This is a genomic window from Neorhizobium petrolearium (assembly GCF_017873175.1).
GTDB lineage: Bacteria > Pseudomonadota > Alphaproteobacteria > Rhizobiales > Rhizobiaceae > Neorhizobium > Neorhizobium petrolearium.
This window is the reverse complement of the sequence record NZ_JAGGJW010000050.1, coordinates 1-2,074: the sequence shown is the minus strand read 5'-3', so window position 1 is coordinate 2,074 and position 2,074 is coordinate 1. Positions and strand designations below refer to the sequence as shown.

The window sequence follows — 2,074 nt, the reverse complement described above, 5'->3', positions numbered from 1 at the left end:
CATGGTGTTCCAGTGGCCGAAGGGAGCCTGGCCGAACAGCCGTTCGCCGCGCGGCGCCCAGCCTCGCAGCGGCGCCATGTTCGTCTTCGTCCAGGGGTGAGTAGGCCGGAGGGATTTCACCAGCCGGCCTCTCGCAGAACGGTGCGTGAACCTCTCGATTCACACCGCTCCCATCAGGTAAACGTGTTCGTTCCGAACACCTTCCAATGTACGAACAGTCCCGGATTTTCCCGCGCCAGTTTTCGCAAGAAGAGACTGGCTCGTGTCTTATGGGACTGAAAGCGTTTGAACTTTCGCCTGATCCAGGCTCTGAGCTTCATGTTAACGTAATCAGCCAGAGTGGACAGGGCCGAACGGCTGAACCGGCCATAATAGGCAATCCATCCCCGAAGGAGTGGATTGAGTTGTTTGGCAATTTCGGTCAGCGTCCCCGGCGTCTGCCGCGGGATGTTCAAACTTTTGATCTTTGCCCGCATCGATTTAAGCGCCGTCGGACTAACCGCAGGCGTGTAGCCACAGAAGAACTCGTCCCGCTGTGTATTCGCCACCCGTCGAGGCCGGAACTGATATCCGAGAAAGTCGAATGCGACATTCGGATACGTTCCTCGGCGCCGTTGATCCTTGCAGTAAACGATCTTGGTCTTTGTCGGATGCATCTGCAATCCGCACGCTGCCAAGCGAGAACTCAACTCCACCTTGAGGGCTTCGGCTTGCTGCTCGCTCTGGCAGTGAACAAGACCATCGTCGGCATATCGACACCATGGTAGGTCGGGATGCATTCGCGTCATCCACAAATCAAATGCATAGTGCATGAAGAGATTTGCGAGGCAGGGGCTGACGACACCGCCTTGCGGGGTGCCGCACGTTCGCGCCAAAACCTCACCATTCTTCTCCATCGGCGCTGCGAGCCATCTTCCGATGTAGAGCAGAGCCCACTTGCATGTGACGTGCTTCCTGACCGCCTTCAGCAAGAGATCGTGTGGAAGATTGTCGAACAGTCCTTTGATGTCGAATTCCAAAACCCAATCATACTTCCAACATCGCTGGCGCGTCACGCCGACGGCATCCAAGGCCGACTTCCCCGGCCTGTACCCGTATGAGTCTGGAAGAAAGAGGGAGTCCAAATCCGGCTCAATCATCTGTTTGACCACCATCTGCGCGATCCGATCGCTGACCGTGGGCACACCCAAAACCCTCTCGCCTCCAGCCTTCTTTGGAATGGAGACGGCACGCACCGGTGGCGGAAAGTAGGCTCCGGACGACATCCGATTCCAGATCTTGTAGAGATTCCTTGCAAGGTCTTTCTCGAACATTTCCAAAGTCTCGCCGTCCACCCCGGCTGCGCCATGGTTGGCTTTGACCGCTTTATAAGCTTCGTACACCTGCCGTTTCTCAATTCGAAACGGCTTGTCTGCCGTACTTTCCGAAGTCATCCTGTTTCCAGTTGTTTCAAACAATACGACCACCTGATCCGACCCCTTTGCTCCGACCCCATTACAGGGTCCTCGACGCTCTTACGGGTCGGTCCGCCCCAGTCTCCCGCATCGGTACTCTCGCCTTGCGGTTTGCGCCGCTTGAGCTTCTCCCTTGGCATCAGGAGCCTGGTTCCTGCAGTTCCGCGTGAACGCCTATGTCCAAATCACGCCCCCTCTACGCCGGTCGCCGCCCGCCCGGTCATCAGGCTTCTGGCGGACTTGTCCCAGGATGACGAAACGGTCCTGGTTTCGACAACACTTACGTTCATAACGACGCGTCTTCGGAGGGTTCACTTTCGTTCGTCTTTTGAACATGCACCTGCTCGGATCTCGTCCGAACGTTTCATCCGACGCTCACCACCACGGCTCTTTACCGCAGCAGCTCGGACTGGTTTGAGACCTGCTCCTGAAAGCCGATCCCGGAGGGCCGTCCCCCATCATTCACGCAGCTTTACGCTACGGTCTCAGTTCATGTCGAACTCCTTCCGCTGCTCTGCAGCACACTCTCGTCGATGAAGACGAGGCGGGCCGGATCGATGCGATGGCGATGCTTCAGCCAGCGGCTGCGTCGGGCGGCGACATCGGGCCGGTCGCGCTCG

Annotated in this window: 1 protein-coding gene and 1 pseudogene; both read right to left on the bottom strand. The window is 57.6% G+C overall.

The window, feature by feature from the left end; all coding sequences use genetic code 11:
* Positions 1-173: 173 nt before the first annotated feature.
* A complete protein-coding gene (ltrA, locus tag J2046_RS33560; RefSeq protein ID WP_210059127.1) occupies positions 174-1,433 on the bottom strand; it encodes a group II intron reverse transcriptase/maturase in 1,260 nt (419 codons plus the stop codon).
* Between the two features lie 544 nt (positions 1,434-1,977).
* A pseudogene (locus J2046_RS34450) lies at positions 1,978-2,074 on the bottom strand (IS630 family transposase); the annotation flags it as partial.